The organism is Lewinella cohaerens DSM 23179, assembly GCF_000379805.1.
In the GTDB taxonomy this organism is placed as follows: domain Bacteria; phylum Bacteroidota; class Bacteroidia; order Chitinophagales; family Saprospiraceae; genus Lewinella; species Lewinella cohaerens.
Genome location: NZ_KB903543.1, coordinates 1 through 17,040 on the forward strand (window position 1 = coordinate 1; position 17,040 = coordinate 17,040).

Here is a 17,040-nt window from a genome sequence, read left to right on the forward strand (position 1 = left end):
AGCAGACCGTTAGTTCATGATCTTCTTGAAGAATAACCCGCTGAAAGCCTGCTGGGCTACCATCATCGGAAGCACGCAAACGACGCTGCCAATAATAAAAGGTCGCTGGGTTGAGGCCGCGTTGCTCGCAAAAAGCCTTCTTGGTCAGACCGGAACGGGACTGCTCGCTTAGGATCGCGTCCCATCTTTGGCGGAGTGCTGTATTGCTCATATCTTCCTTTTGGAACAAAGGTCAGGCCACCAAAAGAACTAGGCAAGATGGGGTTGCTCGGACGCTTACATTGCGCATGCGTCTGAAATAAGAGTATTAGGGTAAGAAGAAGGTATTTGAGCATGGGTGGGTGTCGTTTTATGGAAGGTACTCTCAAAAATACGAATTTTGACTTATAGTCCTCCAAGGCAGGGTTTGTGATTTCTGACTTGACGGACTATATAGCGTATTGGGCTTACTCCGGGGCGAAAAGAACAGTGGCAACACAAATCTAGCTAGCCTCAATATGAGTCATCCCGAATTTTGATTGTCATCAAAACCCGTGCTGACCAACTGAAAAAACTATAGTTAGAAACGAAACCCCATGATTTCACGAATAGAAATCATAGGGTTTTCTACAAATAGCCAGATAAATCACTCTTTTCAGGGTATTTAATGGCTCTTTCTAAGTTAAAGGCAGGCTGGATTTTGGCCTTAGCCAAAATTCGGGGTGACTTATGTTTATGCTTTTTCGCGTTAGTCTTTCTATTTTCCGTTATTTGAAATATTATTTCTTGGAATATAGACCTATTGTATTACCGTCTAAATCCAGAAACAAAGAAATATAACCAAATTCTCCTATCGGCATTTTAGGCCTAATTATTTTGCCTCCTGCTTTTTCTATTCTTACCTCTTCAGTAATACAATCTGCTGAAGCGAAATAGATTACAGTATTATTCCCATTAGCATCCATATCATTTTTCTCTACTAAAGCACCTGTCGCATTCGGCCCTTGTTCATCAAATGGGAAAGTGGATTGCTTCCCCCACTCAGCTGGTAAATCAGTCAGCTTTATATCGAATAAAAATCGGCAACTGAAATCTGTCCATCTGCGGTTAAAATCGTGTCGACTATAGATTTTACAACCCTATCAATTGTTTTCATATCAGTCAGACGGTCGAGCAAGAATTCTTCGACAATACTAATTCTTTCTGTAGTTGTATTAGCGCTAAGAATATTTTCCTCTAATGCCTGTCCGTTTTTTCCATATAACTGCTTTAACGGAATGGGCGTGTTTTCCATTTCTTTTAAACGTATCGTCGCAAATGGTAAAAATCCATTAGGGTGAAATCGAACTACGAAAGTCCCTGTATCCCCAGCGGGCTCAACTACGTAAGGTCTAGTTAGCTGCCCTATCAAAAAGCACCTTGGTTGCAAAAAACTATCTCCATTTTCGGGATGGTGCCAGTATAAATCTCCATAATGAAAAATCAACTTCATTGTGCCGTCAGGAATGATGGTATTCATTTGTGGAGTGTCCTCTCTTGGAAAATCTAATGTCCAATAACATTTGACAAAATCTTTTAATTCTTGGTTAGGTTCAAATATTTTCCCATTCATGAATATTACCTTTTATCACTTTGTTTTTTCTGGTGACGTATAACTCAAGCGGAGCATTTACTCCGAGGCTTGTATCTCCTGTGATCGCCCTTTCAGTCATCAGCGTTCTATGCAGTGAGACGAACTCCAAGGAGCCTCCATTATTAGGCGCTGAGTTCAATTAAAACCATATTTCCTAAAGGTTAAATTAATTCTTGATTTTTTATACTTAGGGTCTATTGGGAGGCTGTGTTCATATCTATCTTGACAACCTTCTCCCATAATTATTAAACTTCCATGTTCTAATAGTTGGGAAACTTCAACTTTACTTTCTTTTTCTCTAAGCTTGAATATCCTTTCTTCTCCCAAACTTATTGAGGGAATTATTGATGTATCTCCAAAGGCAACATAGTCCGAATGAAAGTCTACTCCTGAGTTACCATCTGGATAATATATCAATACACAAACTTGAAATTTTTGATTTGTGAAATTCTCAATTTTTTCCTTAAGCGCTTTCAATTTATTAGTCCACCTCCTTGTTGCCCCCCAATATTGTTCAGGAAATTTATTCTCATCAATAAGGTTTTTATCTAAAAACATAATTTTTCCAAAATTGACTTTAAACAGTTTCCCATCTTCTGTTTGAGGACAAAAGTCTGTTTGTTTTATAATGTTTATTAATTCAGCAAATAGCTCATTTGCATCGTAAATATTTAAAAAGCTACTCAAATATTCGACATCACAGTTTAAAGGCAGTTTCATCTTTTTGGAGAATTTTGACTCACAATAATTTTGTGTTGGGTTCTTTGGATTTTTTCTTCTCTTGCCGCACAACTCGGGCTTGGGTGATGTGCTGAGGAACGAAGCATTGTCGCACTAGCAAAGTTCGACGTACAACCCACCATTATTTTAATTCTTCTTTATTTCCATATCCAGAAACGCTTCTACCAAGTGTTTAACTAAACCCTTGAGTACAACCTCCTTCACCAAATAAAGGCTGACCTGTTTGAAGACCTGCTATCGCAGACTCTTAGAAGCTTTTGAAATCAAAGACTTCTTCTTTTTTGTCTTTTTCTTTTTCTTTTTCCATAACGCTAAGCTCGTAATTTTACGAGACACACATTTATGAACAGTCTCCACTCGATTCGGTACAGTCACTTATCTTTATTTTCTCTCAGGATAATGGATACCCTTTCTTCAAAAACTACTTCTTGTTTCTCCAACTCCACAATTTGATCATCTAATTCACTCAGGCACCACCTGTTCTGCTTTATAGCTTTCACTATGTCGTTATGTACAATCCATTCAGTTACTGTATTTCCTACAATCATATCCAACACAACTTTGGATGCCGCTATTGAGGAGTCGGATTTAATGCTGACTGACAGTTCGCCTAACGCCATCTGATACCTTCTATTTAATCGCTTGATGTATTTGGCGGACGTATTCACCTGACTTAAAGCTTCATTACGATCGACTTTGAAGAAACTGCCTCCGAACAGATTCCCAATGCTCCAGCCTCTTGCTTTCTCTAAATAGCGTAGGAGAGTAACTAATTCACTATACAACTCACGGGCAGCGATGATACAATCATTCGTTTGCTCACTTGCTTTTTGTAAATCTTCTACTTTCATCTTCAGCGATTTTGAAGGCGCGATTAATCTAAGGGTCAATATCTCTCTTACTCAACTGTGTAGAAGAAATCTTCCTAAAAACATATTCGGCCATTTAAGGCCGTGTATTTAAATCGTGAGCCTTTATGGCGAACACCGTTTCAAGACACAATAAACCTTGAGCCTGGCTTCATTCTTTTACTCTAATTGCGCAGAACTCTGATCTACCCGCAGTGCCGACGCAGGAGGCATTGTCGCGGTAGGCTAAGTTGGGCGAATCCCCATCTTTTCATAAATCGGGTGAAGATTCTCTATAATTTTACTCTTTACTGAGGCAAAATCAATATTTCCTAACTGGTTCTTTTTGAGAAAAATTTCCCACTGCTTAAGTCTTGACTTGTCTGTGTAAAATTCATCTTGAAATACGGGATGGTTTCTCGTCCATCCAGTTTTCCTCCTTTCAAAAGTGTTGTTGACTGCATCTTCTAGAATATTTACATCACATACTTCAACAAACCTATAAATATCATAAAAGTCTTTCAAGCGTGAATTAAAAACTCCGAGATCTATCATAGCATTAAACTTTTCTGCGACTAACGTTTCGATTGAATACGCTGATAGTTTTGGAGCTTCTAACTCTTCCAAGATTGTTGGGTAAGTAATTTCTTGTGGCCCTGGAGTTAAATAATCTCCAACTCCAATGTCTATTTGTATCTGTTGACTTATCTTGCCTAATCTAGCTTCAATCTTTACCCTAGTACCAGAATAGTTTCCCTCCTTTATTATTGTATCTACCTTAATGCTACTCGCTTTAAAAATCACACCATCATCACCATCGATTTCAGCGATCTCAGCAAAAACACTTTTCAAAAATTCTGTTTCTGCGCTTAGCTGAGTAAGTAGGAAATCGATATCCCTTGTATGCCTGCTTTCCTCTCCACTGAATGTGTAAGCAAGTGCTCCTCCTTTCAGTAAGAAATTACCCTTGTACTTCGATTTTGATAATCTAAATAAAAACCGTTCTTGAAAGAACTTTACTATCGTATTCTGATGAACTTTACCTTTCGATTTGGAATAGGCTTTAAGTTTATCTTTTATTGACTCTGGATTTTTCATAGAAGTACCTCTAAATATTGCTTTAGTACAGTTTTTATTCCCAGCTCCTCGGCATACGAATGCAACTTATTTAGGTTACGATCTTGACTTTCCAGATAGTTCTTGATGACTTGATTCACCACAGCACGTTCTTGCTTACTGCGAAATTTGATAAAATCGCAAACTGTTTTTTCTCTACTGTACACCTTTATGTCATGAGAATTGTATTTTATTATCTCTACACCTAATTGGTATTGTGGCCCTTTCCAATAATACAACTTGATTGGAGGATAGTCAGGCAGAGTATACTTCTCCTTTTTTTCTATTGCCACGTGAAACTCGAATGGAACGTGAGTGCTATAATTATAGATAAATGCCGCAGAATGCAAGCAAAAAGTGCCACTCGGTATCAATTGCTGGACTATAAGATTGTCTGGCAACTCACTATTAGTGAAAATGTATTTTCCTCTTTTGATTTTTTCAATTAAACGATTTGCTATAAGCTTATTTATGCTATAGTGAGTAAAACCTAGATTTTTTAATTCTTGAGTTGAATATACCTTATTCTTTTCCTCAAGATTTCTGATTAAGGGTATCGTCTTCATTAACTAAAATTACGCTTTCAGTCCTAATAGCCGTAATTTAGTAAAATACTTTTTGCCTTGCAAGTCATCACCGGAACTATTCCTTTGCTTTGAAATATGATCAGTTTTCTTCCTTTCGCCCAACGATAAGCCCTGCATCCGCCACAGGCGGTTTAGTTTAACTCCTTTTTATACGCAGCACCACCTCCCTGCAAGCCCCACACAAGAAGCTCCCCCTGTCATATCTACAACAAGTTAACAATTTAGATTTTTCCTTCTCCGCTTTCATTATTCTCGAACGCAGCTCCTTCATTCCACCTCCCCAACACAAGAGGTCCAGCCCTACCTCACCGGATACTCTACATAGTTGCGCGGTGTCTCCCACAGGCGGATGGTCAGCTCGTAGCGATCTTCCAACCGGGCGCGGATTATTTGCCAGATCACGTAGCAGATATTTTCAGCCGTCGGGTTGAGGGTGCGAAATTCTTCCGTGTCCAGGTTGAGGTTTTTGTGATCGAAGCGCTGCTCTATTTCTTCGTAGATGATGTCTTTTAGAATCTTCAGGTCGATCAGGTAGCCGGTTTCGGGGTCTACCTCTCCTACCACTTTTACTTCCAGCTCGTAATTATGGCCGTGGTAGTTGGGGTTATTGCACACTCCGAAAACCTCCTGGTTTTGCGCTGCCGACCACGAAGGATTGTGCAAGCGGTGAGCAGCGTTGAAATGAGCCCGGCGAAAAGCGGCGATTCGCATAGTTTATTCTGGTTTGATAACTTTCAAATACTCCAACAAGAAAACGCTTTTTAAGTTCTTGGCTGCTTTTTTGGCAATTGACAAAGGAAGCATTAAATTTGGTGTTATTATTTAACCAAGAAAAGTATCCAGTCGTTGTTTTCGGGTCGGATGGTTGCCGTTTTTTATCACTGTTCCCGTTTCCAACTTTTGCTACTTTCCATATATCCTGTACATTTCCGCTGGCCAGTCGTTTCGGTCAAGTTGAAAACTTCGGGAAAGCGATTTGACTTATCATCGGCTCAGGCCCTTGTTATAAATATCACCCTCACCGGTGAGTCTATTTTGCAAAAAGAAACAGCCTTGATGGTCAATGCTATCACTTTACAAAGGCGGCTTTCTTCTTGATCGTTTTCTTTCCGGCCCGGTTCTGCGGTAGGGGTGTACAGTCTAGAATAAAAAGGGTATGCTATTCGATGACGTCATCGGGCAAGAACAGCCGAAGGCCCTCTTCCGGCAAATGATCCGTTCGGACAGGATGCCGCACGCCCTTTTGTTATTGGCTACTACCGGCAGCGGTGGCTTGCCACTTGCACTGGCCCTCGCTCAATATTTGCTTTGTGAAAAAAACGAGGAACAAGAAGAAGCCTGTGGCGTATGTAGCCACTGCCGAAAAGCCACGAAATACGTTCACCCCGACCTCCACTTCTCTTTCCCTGCCATTGGTACCAAGGCCCTCTCCGATCACTTTCTGCCCCAATGGCGCGAAGCACTCTTCGCCAACCCTTATATGGAAATCAACGATTGGCTTCAGCATATCGGTGCTGAAAACAAGCAGGGTAATATCAACAAAGACGAGTGTCTCAACATCATTCGCAAACTCAGCCTCAAGAGTTTTGAAAGTCCACGCAAGGTGGTTATTCTCTGGTTACCAGAATACCTCGGCAACGAAGGTAATCGTCTTCTAAAGATCATTGAGGAACCGCCCGAACAGACGGTCTTCATTCTGGTTGCCGAAAATCAGGAATTGATTCTAAATACGATCCTTTCTCGTTGCCAGTTGGTGAAAATCAACCCGCTTTCCGACGACGATATTGCAGCAGCATTAAGCGAGCAGAAAGGAATATCCAACGAAGATGCTATGGCCATTGCGCAGCTTGCCAGTGGTAATTTTAACGACGCCCTGAAAGCTGCTCAACACGAAGAAAGCGACCAAGCAGTACGTTTTCTGGACTGGATGCGGCGCTGCTACAAAGGGCTACCCAAAGAAATGGTCGAATGGGCCAATGATTTTGCCAAACAAGGAAGGGAAAATCAAAAACACTTTTTACAGTATGCCTTACACTTCTGGCGAGAATTCCTCGTTTTGAAGACCAGAGGCGAAGAAGTCGTGCGGCTTAGGGAGCGAGAAAAACAAACGGCCATCGGAATGGCCAAGGTTATACAGCTCCCCCAATTAGAAGCCATTATACAATTACTGGATGATTGTATGTTTTATGTGGAGCGCAATGCGCACCCAAAGCTTTTGTTTCTGGACGCCAGTATCCAGATTAATCAAATTATTAAACACTGGTCGGCCTATCAAGAGCAACAAAAAGCCCGCCTGGCAAAAGGCCTGGCTTAGAGCAACTCTTATGTAACTGGTTTGTTTCTTAAAAAACAACCACCCGACTTAGAATATATAACAGCATGGGATGTACAGGATGTAGTGTAGGTATAGAAAACGGGACGCCAAGTGGCTGTGGTAGCAAAGGAAATTGCGACACCGGCGGCTGTAACCGTATGAATACCTTTGATTGGCTGACTCAAATGGACATATCCGACGTTGACCAGTTTGGCACCGTCGAGGTGAGCTTCAAAAATGGCTCCCGGAAAAGCTTCTTTCATCTTCCTTCTCACCTGCATTTACATACGGGCGACATGGTGGTGGTTGAGGCCAAAAACGGTTATGATATCGGGCGCATAAGTCTCTCTGGAGAGCTTGTTCGCTTACAGATGAAGAAAAAGAAAGTCAAAGAAGACAGTGTAATTCCCGCGGTTATCCGCCAGGCCAATGAAAGAGACCTGGAACGCCTGGAAGAAGCTCGCAGACAGGAAAAACCATCCCTGATCCAAGCCCGGGCTATTTCACGTTCGCTAGGTCTTGACATGAAGATCGGTGATGTTGAATTTCAGGGTGACAAACGTAAAGCCACCTTTTTCTATACCGCCAACGGGCGTGTAGATTTCCGCGAATTGATTCGGCATTTTGCCCGCGAGTTCCGGGTAAAGATTGAGATGCGCCAGATTGGTGCACGCCAGGAATCTGCTCGTATCGGTGGCCTGGGGTCTTGTGGCCGTGAATTGTGTTGCTCAACCTGGTTGACCGATTTCAAGTCAGTCTCTACAGCGGCGGCACGCTACCAAAACCTAGCTATCAACCAGGCCAAACTTTCAGGCCAGTGTGGTCGATTAAAGTGTTGCTTGAATTACGAGTTAGACACCTACATGGAGGCTGTTCAGGCGTTTCCCAAAAAAGCAGATAAGCTGCAAACCGAATCGGGTGCAGCCGTACTGGTGAAAACCGATATTTTCAAGCAGTTGATGTTCTACGCCTACACCGAAGGCCGTAACCGAGGCAAACTGTACGCCCTGAAAATTGAGCAAGTCGCAGAAATACAGGCATTGAATAAGAAAGGTGAAAAACCTATCGACCTCGGACTTTTGGCAATGGCCGCTATTGACGAAGAAGATCAGGAGCCAGACTACGAAGATGTAACCGGATTCATTGAACTTCCTCCTGAACAACGGAAGAAAAAATCACGTAACAAGCGCCGTAAATCTTCTAACAGGGGCAATAAGCCTGACGAAAGATCTCGTAGAGAAGACTCTAAGAAAAAACCTGACGAAAGGCCTCGTAAAGACCGCCCTAAGAAAAAAGAGGAAGGCCCTAAAAAGGAAAAGCCACAAGCTAAAGGCGAAGAAAAACCAGGTAGTAACCAAAAACGGAGGCGAAATAACCGTCGCCGTAGTAAAAATCGCAAACCTGACAGCAGAAACAACAATAATCAACAAGGAAATAACCCCACCAAAGACAATTAAGTATGAAATATGATCTTACGGTAATCGGTTCCGGCCCTGGCGGCTATGTTGCTGCCATTAGAGCATCACAACTGGGGCTTAAGACAGCCATTATCGAACGTTACCCTACCCTGGGAGGTACCTGCCTCAATGTAGGCTGTATTCCATCCAAAGCACTACTCGATTCTTCCGAGCACTACCACAATGCTGCTGAGAAGTTTACAGCGCATGGTATTCAGCTCAAGGACCTGAAGGTAGATATGCCCCAAATGATCAAGCGCAAAGATGAAGTCGTTGAGCAGACTTGCAACGGGATCGCATTTCTGATGAAGAAAAACAAGATCGACGTTCACCACGGCCACGGATCGTTTAAGGATAAGAATACCATCATCGTTACCAAAGACGATGGTACCACGGAAGAAATCTCTACCGATAAAACGATCATTGCTACCGGATCAAAGCCTATCGTACCCGCAGCGTTTAACTACGACAAAAAACGGGTTATTACCTCTACCGAAGCGCTCAACATTGACAAAGTGCCTAAGCGCATGGTTGTTATTGGTGGTGGCGTAATCGGTTTGGAATTAGGTTCCGTCTTCGCCCGTCTGGGTACCGAAGTAGAGGTTGTAGAATACGCAGACCGTATTATCGCTACTATGGACAAAGATTGTAGCAAAGAATTGATGCGGTCACTGAAGAAAACCGGATTGAAATTCCACCTCAAGCACGCTGTTACCGAAGTTAAAGCTACCAGCCGTAGCGTTACTGTCAACGTGCAGAAACGAGACAGTGAAGAAACTTTTGAAATCAAGGCGGATTATTGCCTCGTGGCTATTGGCCGCAGCGCTTATACCGATAAACTTGGTTTGGAAAACGTAGGAATTGCCACCGATGATCGCGGCCGGGTAGAGGTAAATGCTCATCTGGAAACCGCCGTCCCAGGCATTTATGCCATTGGTGATGTCGTCAAAGGTGCGATGCTGGCCCATAAAGCCGAAGAAGAAGGCACATTTGTGGCCGAAACCATCGTTGGCCAAAAGCCACACATCGACTACAATTTGATTCCTGGCGTTGTTTACACCTGGCCAGAGGTAGCCGCTGTAGGTAAAACGGAAGACGAGCTCAAAGAAGCAGGTATCCCCTTCAAAGCAGGTAAGTTTCCGTTCAAAGCATTGGGCCGTGCCCGTGCCAGTATGGACACCGAAGGAATGGTAAAAGTACTCGCTCACCAGGAAACTGACGAAATTCTGGGCGTACACATGGTAGGCCCACGGACCGCCGATATGATTGCTGAAGCGGTGGCTTTAATGGAATTCCGCGCATCGGCAGAAGATGCCTCTCGGATGAGCCATGCCCACCCAACTTATACCGAAGCCTTTAAAGAAGCGGCACTGGCTGCTACGGCAGATCGGGCCTTACATATTTAAAGTGAATTTTGCCTGTTATGAATTACCTACAGGAGGCATTCATGACAGGCAAATTCCACCGTATCAGTTACTTAGTACAGGGTATAGGGATTAGACAGCCACAAGGTCTATCCACCTACCCTTTACGCTAAGACATAGTACAAAAACTCCCCCATGTCAGCTAGTGCAGAAATGCCATACTTCATCAAGCCCTCGGTAAACCTTACGGCAACGGAGAAAGTAACAGCATACGAAGAGGCTATCGCGGCCATTACTGCCAACCTCGCCGGAGAAGAAGATCGCACCCTAAAAATGGTGACGATCAACTGCTTGCTGAAGACTTATCTACCCTATTTTTATTGGGTAGGTTTTTATCTAGTCAGCGGCCCGGAACGACTTTCTGTTGGCCCTTATCAGGGTACGCTCGGTTGTTTGCACATCGCCTTTGGGCGGGGTGTTTGCGGCAAAGCAGCCCAGACGGAGGAGACGCAACTCGTCCCCGATACGCACGCGCTCGCTCAAGGCAGCGAGCACATTGCCTGCGACCCCAACTCGCGCTCAGAGATCGTCGTACCGGTTTTTGACCCTCAAGGAGCGCTTATCGCCGTTTTTGATGTCGATAGCACCCTGGAAGCGTCTTTTGACGAGATAGATCAGCGGTATTTGGAAAGACTATTGAGGGACGTTTTCGGCACTAAATAACTTTCAACTCCTTCCCTACCTTCACAAAGGCTTGGATAGCTTTATCTAAATGGGCCCTTTCATGTCCGGCAGACATTTGTACTCGAATTCTTGCCTTGCCTTTAGGTACTACAGGATAGAAAAATCCGATCACATAAATGCCTTCCTCCAATAGCCTGTTGGCGTAGGTTTGTGCCAATGGAGCCTCATACAACATCACCGGAACAATAGGGTGATCGCCTGGAACGATATCAAAACCAGCCGCCGTCATTTCTGTCCTGAAATACTTGGTGTTTTCTTCCAGTTTATCCCTGAGTGCCGTGGTAGAGCTCAGCATATCCAAAGCCTTGATGGATGCTCCAACGATACTTGGTGCTAATGTATTGGAGAACAAGTAAGGCCGAGAACGCTGCCTTAGCATATCTACAATTTCCTTGCGGGCAGCCGTAAAACCACCAGAGGCACCGCCTAATGCTTTACCATAAGTACCGGTGATAATATCCACCTTGCCCATTACATTGCAATACTCGTGAGTTCCTCGTCCTGTTTTACCAATAAAGCCCGTGGAGTGGCATTCGTCGACCATCACCAATGCGCCATATTTCTCAGCAAGGGCACATATTTTATCCAATTGCGCAATGGTACCGTCCATGGAAAAAGAGCCATCCGTAACGATCAGTATCCGACGACAATCTGCCGCTGATTTTAGTTGCTCCTCTAGAGAGGCCATATCGTTATGGTCATACCGAAAGCGTTTTGCTTTACACAAACGAACTCCATCAATGATAGAAGCATGATTTAAAGCATCAGAGATAATGGCGTCTTCAGCTCCTAAAAGAGGTTCAAAGAGGCCGCCATTGGCATCAAAAGCCGCTGCATAGAGAATACAATCCTCCATACCCAAAAATGCGGCAGTCTTCTCCTCCAGTTCTTTGTGAATATCTTGTGTTCCACAGATAAAACGTACGGATGATAATCCGAAACCGTGGGTATCAATCGTTTCCTTAGCTGCTTTGAGTAGTTCTGGGTGAGAAGAAAGCCCCAAATAATTGTTTGCACAAAAATTGAGCACACTGTCCACTGCCACGGTACTAATTTCCGCCCCCTGAGGGCTGGTAATTACTCGTTCAGATTTGTAGACACCATTTTCCTTCATCGCATCCAGCTCTTGCTGTAACGCTTCTTTGATATTATACATGCTTATTGTTTTTTTTACAAAGATAAATTTAGCGGCGAAGCTTCTCTATCATCGTTGCCGTCATTTTTTTCAAGTCATATTCGGCTTGCCAGCCCCAGTCATTTCTGGCGGCGGAATCGTCTATACTATTGGGCCACTTGGCAGCAATTTCCTGTCGATGGTCAGGGGCATAAATGATTTCAAATTTAGGATATATCTCCTTTATGGAAGCAGCTACTTCTGCCGGAGAAAAACTCGCACCTGCTAAATTGTAGGAGGTTCTTATTTTAATCTTTTCCTTAGGTACCTCCATTAGCTCTATAGTTGCGCGAATAGCGTCCTCCATGAAGATCATCGGTAGGGTCTCGTCTTCTTTAAGAAAACAATTAAATGCCTCTTCTTTTACTGCGCTATGATAAATTTCTACCGCATAATCCGTGGTTCCACCACCAGGAATAGACTGATAACCAATTACTCCTGGATACCTTAACGACCTTACGTCTAGATCATACTTATGGAAATAATAATTTGCCCACATTTCTCCCGCAGACTTACTAATACCATAGGCCGTCAAAGGATCTAAAAAGGTATCGTTGGGTGTACTTTCTAAAGCCGCGCTTTCTCCAAAAACGGCAATCGAACTTGGGTAAAAGATTTTCTCTACGCCATTAAGCCGCGACGTTTCTAAAACATTCAGAAAGGCCATCATATTCACATTCCAGCTCGCAAGAGGGTTTTTCTCTCCGTTGGCAGACAAAATGGCGGCCAGATGATAAATTTCTCTTACCCCGTATTTTTTTATGATCGCTGCAAGGTCTTCTTCGTTGGTAGCATCAAGCGTTTCAAAAATTCCGTCATAGTTCGGTGGTGGTCTCAAATCAGAGGCAATCACCTTGTCCTTCCCATATTTCTGCTGTAGAGAAGTTCTTAAAACGGTACCCAACTGGCCATTAGATCCAGTAATTAATATTGCATTGCTCATCTAATATTGATCTAGATACTAAATTAATAACACGACAGCCAGAGGTTACCCTCTCAATATCATCGCCCGCAAAGCAACGAAATATTAACGGCATATCTCGAAGTATTCATTTTTTTATTCTGAAAAAAGACACCATACTTACAAATACAGTGATTTGTACGGAGGCAACTCAACTTTTCTCGACTGGCATTAAAGTAGTATTACCACTAATTAAGTCGGTTATTAACAATCTAGCCCAAACAATATCTTAGTCTTATGATGATAAAGTACTTTTGTGGAAAATTTTCCCCATGCCTATTTTTCAATATAATCGATACATCTTATTTTTTTACGTCTGCCTGTTATTAATACTCGTAGGGTGCCAACCTGAAAATACTGCCCAGGAGGTGAGCTCTAGTGAATCGACCACGAACAATGACCCATCTGCCGGTGCTCGCCAGATGCAGGATAGCATTAGGAAAATTATAGCTCAGGTCAACTTTTCGGGGCACCCTTACGAAACCCAGAAAAAGCTCACTATCATTGAGCCTCAGGTTTTATCGATGAAACAGCAGGAGCAACTCTCCCTCTCTGCGTACATTGCCTACGGAGAAACCCTTTTGGAAGCCGGTCGTTCGCAAGATGCCATCAACGTTTTTGAAGACCTATTAGAGCGCTACCCCGTCAACAAAATAATTGTTGCCCAAAACAAGGGGCTACACGAGGCACTCGCTTTGTGTTATCTACGGCTGGGAGAGCAGCGCAACTGNATAGAAAATCATACTGGCCAGTCTTGCATATTCCCTATTGCCGGTGACGGTATTCACACCAACACAACAGGATCGGCCAAGGCTATCACTATTTACGAAAACATCCTCCGTGTATTTCCAGATGATCTGCGTTCTCGTTGGTTACTCAACCTAGCCTATATGACCTTAGGTAAATTCCCACAAGAAGTGCCCAAGCAATGGCTGATCAACCCCAAGCTTTTTGCCTCGAAAAACATCATCCCTACTTTTGAGAATACATCAATGCACCTTGGGATCGACGTCAATGACCTGGCTGGCGGCATCATCCTCGATGACTTTAATGGCGACGGCAATTTAGATGTACTCGCTTCTTCTTGGGACATAGAAGGTACTCTCCAATATTTTGTCAATAACGGCGACGGTACATTCACTGATCAAACCCAAGTTTCAGGACTAGGTAATATAACAGGTGGTCTAAACCTGATACAAGCTGATTATAACAACGATGGACTGCTGGATTTTTACATCCTTCGCAGCCCGTGGTATGTTAGCAAAACACTCGGACAGTTACCCAATTCATTAATTAAAAACAATGGCGACGGTACTTTTTCAGATGTAACAATTGCAAGCGGTGTGTACCAAGCAGGGCCATCTCAGGCAGCCGCCTGGACCGACTTAAATGCCGATGGTTGGCTAGACCTGGTGGTTACTTATGAAACAAGCTCCGCTGCTGAGCCTCACCCCTGCCAAGTATATATTAACCAACAAGACGGAACCTTTACCGATGTTGCACCCAAAGTAGGGCTCAATCTCCTTGGCTTTTTCAAAGGCATCACCGTAGGAGATATAAACAACGATGACTGGCCCGATCTCTATTTTTCAGATCTGAATGGTGCTAACCAACTCTTCCTTCACACTGGTCTAACGCCTAATGGTGATATTGCTTTTCGAAACGTCAGTCAAACAGCTGGTGTAGAAGAACCTCACAGCAGTTTTCCAACCTGGTTTTTTGACTACAACAATGATGGATTTGAAGATCTATTTGTGACCAATTTCGATCAGTTCCTCCTCAAACAGCAAACGATGGAAGTAGCTGCTGATTACCTCAACTTGCCCGTCAGGTCAACGCCCTCCTGTTTGTATAAAAACAATGGTGATGGCACCTTCACCAATGTCACCCAGACCGTAGGCCTCAACCATGTACTTCCGGCAATGGGTTGTAATTTTGGAGACTTAGACAATGATGGATTCCTCGATTTTTATCTAGGCAGCGGTGCGCCTGATTTCAGAGCTATTGTACCAAACAGGATGTTCAAAAACCAGAGCGGCCAACAGTTCGTTGATGTAACCTACGATGGCGGCTTCGGTCACATCCAAAAAGGGCACGGCATCAGCTTCGCCGATATGGATAACGATGGTGACCAAGATGTTTACGCCGTCATGGGTGGTTCCGTTTCCGGCGATTTTTTCCAGAACGCCTTTTTTGAGAACCCCGGCAACGACAATGATTGGGTTACACTGCGCCTGAAGGGCACGACCTCCAACCGGTCGGCCATCGGAGCACGGATAAAAATCATGGCCAGCTATAGCAATGGCAGTAACAAAACCATCTATCACACCGTCAATTCCGGCGGCAGCTTCGGGGCCAACAGCCTACAAGCAGAGATCGGACTGGGTGCCAATGTGAGTGCCGCCACTTTAAGCATCGACTGGCCCGACGGCAAACCCGGCTATACTGACTACGGCACCATCTCCACCAATGCCATCTATCAAATAGAGGAAGGCAACCCAGAGGTGAAGGCGGTAACGCAAGCTAAAATAGACCTGCTACGTACCGGTGGGAGCCATGAGCATCATGGGCATTAGGGTTTGATGGTTAGAGGGTTAGGTGGTTTGAAAAGTACTACAGCTTACGCCAAGTGGAAGTTGAGTTGATTGTTATTTTCTTGAAAACACCACTATCAAAACTTTGCAAATACTCTATATTTCGATTTATGATCAATTCCGTACCGGCAGCATTGATTTCATAATCAACTATTTTTTGGTGAAGATATTTTTGATATGCCACCAAACTCTACGATGAATTCCTCTTTTACGTGTTCCTACTATAGAAAACGAAGTTAGACTTTCGGCTGCTTCTTCAAAAGATACACCCACTTTTATCCGCTCCTGATCAGCAACAGCACCACTGTATATTACAAATTCTTGTGTTTCAAATCCCGTGTAAGAATAAATCAGAACCAGATGATTCGTATCACTTAGATGATCTCCTATCTCCAGGCGATAGTAACCATTGATATTTGAAACGGTACCTTTTCTTGTTCCCTTTATCAGAACGGTAGCACCGATTAATGGCTCCCCGTTTTCATCTTTCATGCGGCCGTAAATACTCTTACCCTCCTCCTTCAAGTCATTATCGGATGACTGATTTCTCTTGATTAAAGAAACATCACTATGGGGCGATTCATGAAGTTCGACTGGGGCATTATTAAAGGTGCTTTGCCCTGACAAATCAACGGTGGTAAGCATCCCAAGAATAGCTATTATCTCTGACGTAAATCTACTGTACCTTTTCTTAGGTGGCTTTATTTGTAGCTGATCCTTGCGGTACAACCCGCAAACTCTTCCCTCTGAGAACATATGAATCTCAGCTACTTCCTGATCAGTAAGGGCCCGAAAATCAATAATAGTGTTTTGACACTTCGTACAAATTCTTCCTTGCTCATTTGGGGTCATATCTTCCCAAACCTGATCACACTTTTTTAACTTTTCAAGATTGATCTTATTCATTGATCACGCATTTATATATATTTCCACTACCCAACGGCCTGTTTAACCGAACATTTCTGCTCATCCGCTTATTCGCGCAAGGGGTGGGAGCCAGCACCGCAACGCGGGGCGCCCGCAGGGCCAAGCGAACAGCGCGTGGCGGACGACCCGACCCCGACCAAGGGAAGGGGGAGCGCCCAAAAAACACTACTTCAACTTCTCATTATTGGCGTGGCGGTCTTTGTCGCGACTGGTTTTCTTTTCCAGGTTGCGCTGAAGGGCTTCGGTAAGGTCGATGCCGGTTTGGTTGGCCAAGCAGATGAGGACGAAGAGAACGTCGGCCATTTCGTCGGCCAACTGAGCGGGGGCACGCTTGGCGTCTTCGGGGCGCTTGAAAGACTGCTCACCGTAAAGGCGCGACATGAGCCGGGCGACCTCCCCTACTTCCTCCGTGAGGATGGCGGTATTGGTGAGCTCGCTGTAATAACGGATGCCGATGGTGTTGATCCACTCGTCGACGGTTTGTTGGGCGTTTTTTAAGGTCATTTTTTATTGGTTAGATGGTTGATGGTTGTAAAGGTGTAAAGGTTATTTGAAGTTGGAAATAACGAGGTACACTAAGAGAACAAGGAACGTATTCCTC

Annotated in this window: 16 protein-coding genes and 1 pseudogene; 5 read left to right on the forward strand and 12 right to left on the reverse strand. The window is 43.8% G+C overall.

Features of this window, described 5'->3' with window-relative positions; genetic code table 11:
- The 8 genes and pseudogenes from tnpA to A3EU_RS0112035 all read right to left on the reverse strand — a co-directional run.
- The coding region (tnpA, locus tag A3EU_RS30230) for an IS66 family insertion sequence element accessory protein TnpA (RefSeq protein WP_020536411.1) at positions 1–211 on the reverse strand (211 nt) is incomplete at its 3' end.
- A gap of 831 nt (positions 212–1,042) precedes the next feature.
- Positions 1,043–1,591 (reverse strand): DUF6597 domain-containing transcriptional factor, encoded by a 549-nt coding sequence (locus tag A3EU_RS30235; protein ID WP_020536413.1) that lies wholly within the window; start codon positions 1,589–1,591, stop codon positions 1,043–1,045.
- Positions 1,592–1,747: 156 nt separating this feature from the next.
- The gene (locus A3EU_RS0112010) at positions 1,748–2,332 is read right to left on the reverse strand and encodes an alpha-ketoglutarate-dependent dioxygenase AlkB (RefSeq protein WP_020536415.1); all 585 of its coding nucleotides are present in this window, start codon (positions 2,330–2,332) and stop codon (positions 1,748–1,750) included.
- Between the two features lie 159 nt (positions 2,333–2,491).
- Positions 2,492–2,660, reverse strand: a pseudogene (locus tag A3EU_RS35505) (IS256 family transposase); the annotation flags it as partial.
- Positions 2,661–2,724: 64 nt separating this feature from the next.
- The gene (locus A3EU_RS0112015) at positions 2,725–3,204 is read right to left on the reverse strand and encodes a hypothetical protein (protein ID WP_020536416.1); all 480 of its coding nucleotides are present in this window, start codon (positions 3,202–3,204) and stop codon (positions 2,725–2,727) included.
- A 243-nt stretch (positions 3,205–3,447) separates the two neighbouring features.
- Positions 3,448–4,299 (reverse strand): nucleotidyl transferase AbiEii/AbiGii toxin family protein, encoded by an 852-nt coding sequence (locus A3EU_RS30240; RefSeq protein ID WP_020536417.1) that lies wholly within the window; start codon positions 4,297–4,299, stop codon positions 3,448–3,450.
- Complete coding sequence (locus A3EU_RS0112025) at positions 4,296–4,883, reverse strand: type IV toxin-antitoxin system AbiEi family antitoxin domain-containing protein (RefSeq protein ID WP_020536418.1); 588 nt, start codon at positions 4,881–4,883, stop codon at positions 4,296–4,298. Before A3EU_RS0112025 ends, A3EU_RS30240 begins: the two co-directional genes overlap by 4 nt.
- A gap of 321 nt (positions 4,884–5,204) precedes the next feature.
- The gene (locus tag A3EU_RS0112035) at positions 5,205–5,615 is read right to left on the reverse strand and encodes a 6-pyruvoyl trahydropterin synthase family protein (protein ID WP_020536420.1); all 411 of its coding nucleotides are present in this window, start codon (positions 5,613–5,615) and stop codon (positions 5,205–5,207) included.
- A 445-nt stretch (positions 5,616–6,060) separates the two neighbouring features.
- On the opposite strand from A3EU_RS0112035, the gene A3EU_RS0112050 reads away from it, so the two are divergent.
- The 4 genes from A3EU_RS0112050 (at position 6,061) to A3EU_RS0112065 (ending at position 10,762) form a co-directional block, all read left to right on the forward strand.
- Positions 6,061–7,218: a DNA polymerase III subunit gene (locus A3EU_RS0112050; protein ID WP_020536423.1), complete on the forward strand. Its 1,158-nt coding sequence runs from the start codon at positions 6,061–6,063 to the stop codon at positions 7,216–7,218.
- Positions 7,219–7,283: 65 nt separating this feature from the next.
- A complete protein-coding gene (locus A3EU_RS0112055) occupies positions 7,284–8,675 on the forward strand; it encodes a PSP1 domain-containing protein (protein WP_020536424.1) in 1,392 nt (463 codons plus the stop codon).
- Positions 8,676–8,677: 2 nt separating this feature from the next.
- The gene (gene lpdA / locus A3EU_RS0112060) at positions 8,678–10,081 is read left to right on the forward strand and encodes a dihydrolipoyl dehydrogenase (protein ID WP_020536425.1); all 1,404 of its coding nucleotides are present in this window, start codon (positions 8,678–8,680) and stop codon (positions 10,079–10,081) included.
- A 153-nt stretch (positions 10,082–10,234) separates the two neighbouring features.
- The gene (locus A3EU_RS0112065; protein ID WP_020536426.1) at positions 10,235–10,762 is read left to right on the forward strand and encodes a GAF domain-containing protein; all 528 of its coding nucleotides are present in this window, start codon (positions 10,235–10,237) and stop codon (positions 10,760–10,762) included.
- On the opposite strand, the gene kbl is transcribed toward A3EU_RS0112065, so the two are convergent.
- Complete coding sequence (kbl, locus tag A3EU_RS0112070; protein ID WP_020536427.1) at positions 10,755–11,939, reverse strand: glycine C-acetyltransferase; 1,185 nt, start codon at positions 11,937–11,939, stop codon at positions 10,755–10,757. The genes A3EU_RS0112065 and kbl overlap by 8 nt on opposite strands.
- A 28-nt stretch (positions 11,940–11,967) precedes the next feature.
- Positions 11,968–12,900: an NAD-dependent epimerase/dehydratase family protein gene (locus tag A3EU_RS0112075; protein WP_020536428.1), complete on the reverse strand. Its 933-nt coding sequence runs from the start codon at positions 12,898–12,900 to the stop codon at positions 11,968–11,970.
- 1,010 nt (positions 12,901–13,910) lie between these two features.
- On the opposite strand from A3EU_RS0112075, the gene A3EU_RS30245 reads away from it, so the two are divergent.
- The gene (locus tag A3EU_RS30245) at positions 13,911–15,494 is read left to right on the forward strand and encodes a CRTAC1 family protein (protein WP_425412683.1); all 1,584 of its coding nucleotides are present in this window, start codon (positions 13,911–13,913) and stop codon (positions 15,492–15,494) included.
- A gap of 168 nt (positions 15,495–15,662) precedes the next feature.
- Here A3EU_RS30245 and A3EU_RS0112085 read toward each other — a convergent pair whose 3' ends face one another.
- A complete protein-coding gene (locus tag A3EU_RS0112085; protein WP_020536430.1) occupies positions 15,663–16,418 on the reverse strand; it encodes a carboxypeptidase-like regulatory domain-containing protein in 756 nt (251 codons plus the stop codon).
- A 186-nt stretch (positions 16,419–16,604) separates the two neighbouring features.
- Positions 16,605–16,943, reverse strand: coding sequence for a nucleotide pyrophosphohydrolase (locus A3EU_RS0112090; RefSeq protein ID WP_020536431.1), 339 nt, complete (start codon positions 16,941–16,943; stop codon positions 16,605–16,607).
- Between the last annotated feature and the right edge of the window lie 97 nt (positions 16,944–17,040).

Coding starts and splice junctions, on each gene's coding strand:
- A3EU_RS30235 (WP_020536413.1), bottom strand. CDS start 1,591: ATGAATGGGAAAATATTTGAACCTAACCAAGAATTAAAAGATTTTGTC.
- A3EU_RS0112010 (WP_020536415.1), bottom strand. CDS start 2,332: ATGAAACTGCCTTTAAACTGTGATGTCGAATATTTGAGTAGCTTTTTA.
- A3EU_RS0112015 (WP_020536416.1), bottom strand. CDS start 3,204: ATGAAAGTAGAAGATTTACAAAAAGCAAGTGAGCAAACGAATGATTGT.
- A3EU_RS30240 (WP_020536417.1), bottom strand. CDS start 4,299: ATGAAAAATCCAGAGTCAATAAAAGATAAACTTAAAGCCTATTCCAAA.
- A3EU_RS0112025 (WP_020536418.1), bottom strand. CDS start 4,883: ATGAAGACGATACCCTTAATCAGAAATCTTGAGGAAAAGAATAAGGTA.
- A3EU_RS0112035 (WP_020536420.1), bottom strand. CDS start 5,615: ATGCGAATCGCCGCTTTTCGCCGGGCTCATTTCAACGCTGCTCACCGC.
- A3EU_RS0112050 (WP_020536423.1), top strand. CDS start 6,061: ATGCTATTCGATGACGTCATCGGGCAAGAACAGCCGAAGGCCCTCTTC.
- A3EU_RS0112055 (WP_020536424.1), top strand. CDS start 7,284: ATGGGATGTACAGGATGTAGTGTAGGTATAGAAAACGGGACGCCAAGT.
- lpdA (WP_020536425.1), top strand. CDS start 8,678: ATGAAATATGATCTTACGGTAATCGGTTCCGGCCCTGGCGGCTATGTT.
- A3EU_RS0112065 (WP_020536426.1), top strand. CDS start 10,235: ATGTCAGCTAGTGCAGAAATGCCATACTTCATCAAGCCCTCGGTAAAC.
- kbl (WP_020536427.1), bottom strand. CDS start 11,939: ATGTATAATATCAAAGAAGCGTTACAGCAAGAGCTGGATGCGATGAAG.
- A3EU_RS0112075 (WP_020536428.1), bottom strand. CDS start 12,900: ATGAGCAATGCAATATTAATTACTGGATCTAATGGCCAGTTGGGTACC.
- A3EU_RS30245 (WP_425412683.1), top strand. CDS start 13,911: ATGCACCTTGGGATCGACGTCAATGACCTGGCTGGCGGCATCATCCTC.
- A3EU_RS0112085 (WP_020536430.1), bottom strand. CDS start 16,418: ATGAATAAGATCAATCTTGAAAAGTTAAAAAAGTGTGATCAGGTTTGG.
- A3EU_RS0112090 (WP_020536431.1), bottom strand. CDS start 16,943: ATGACCTTAAAAAACGCCCAACAAACCGTCGACGAGTGGATCAACACC.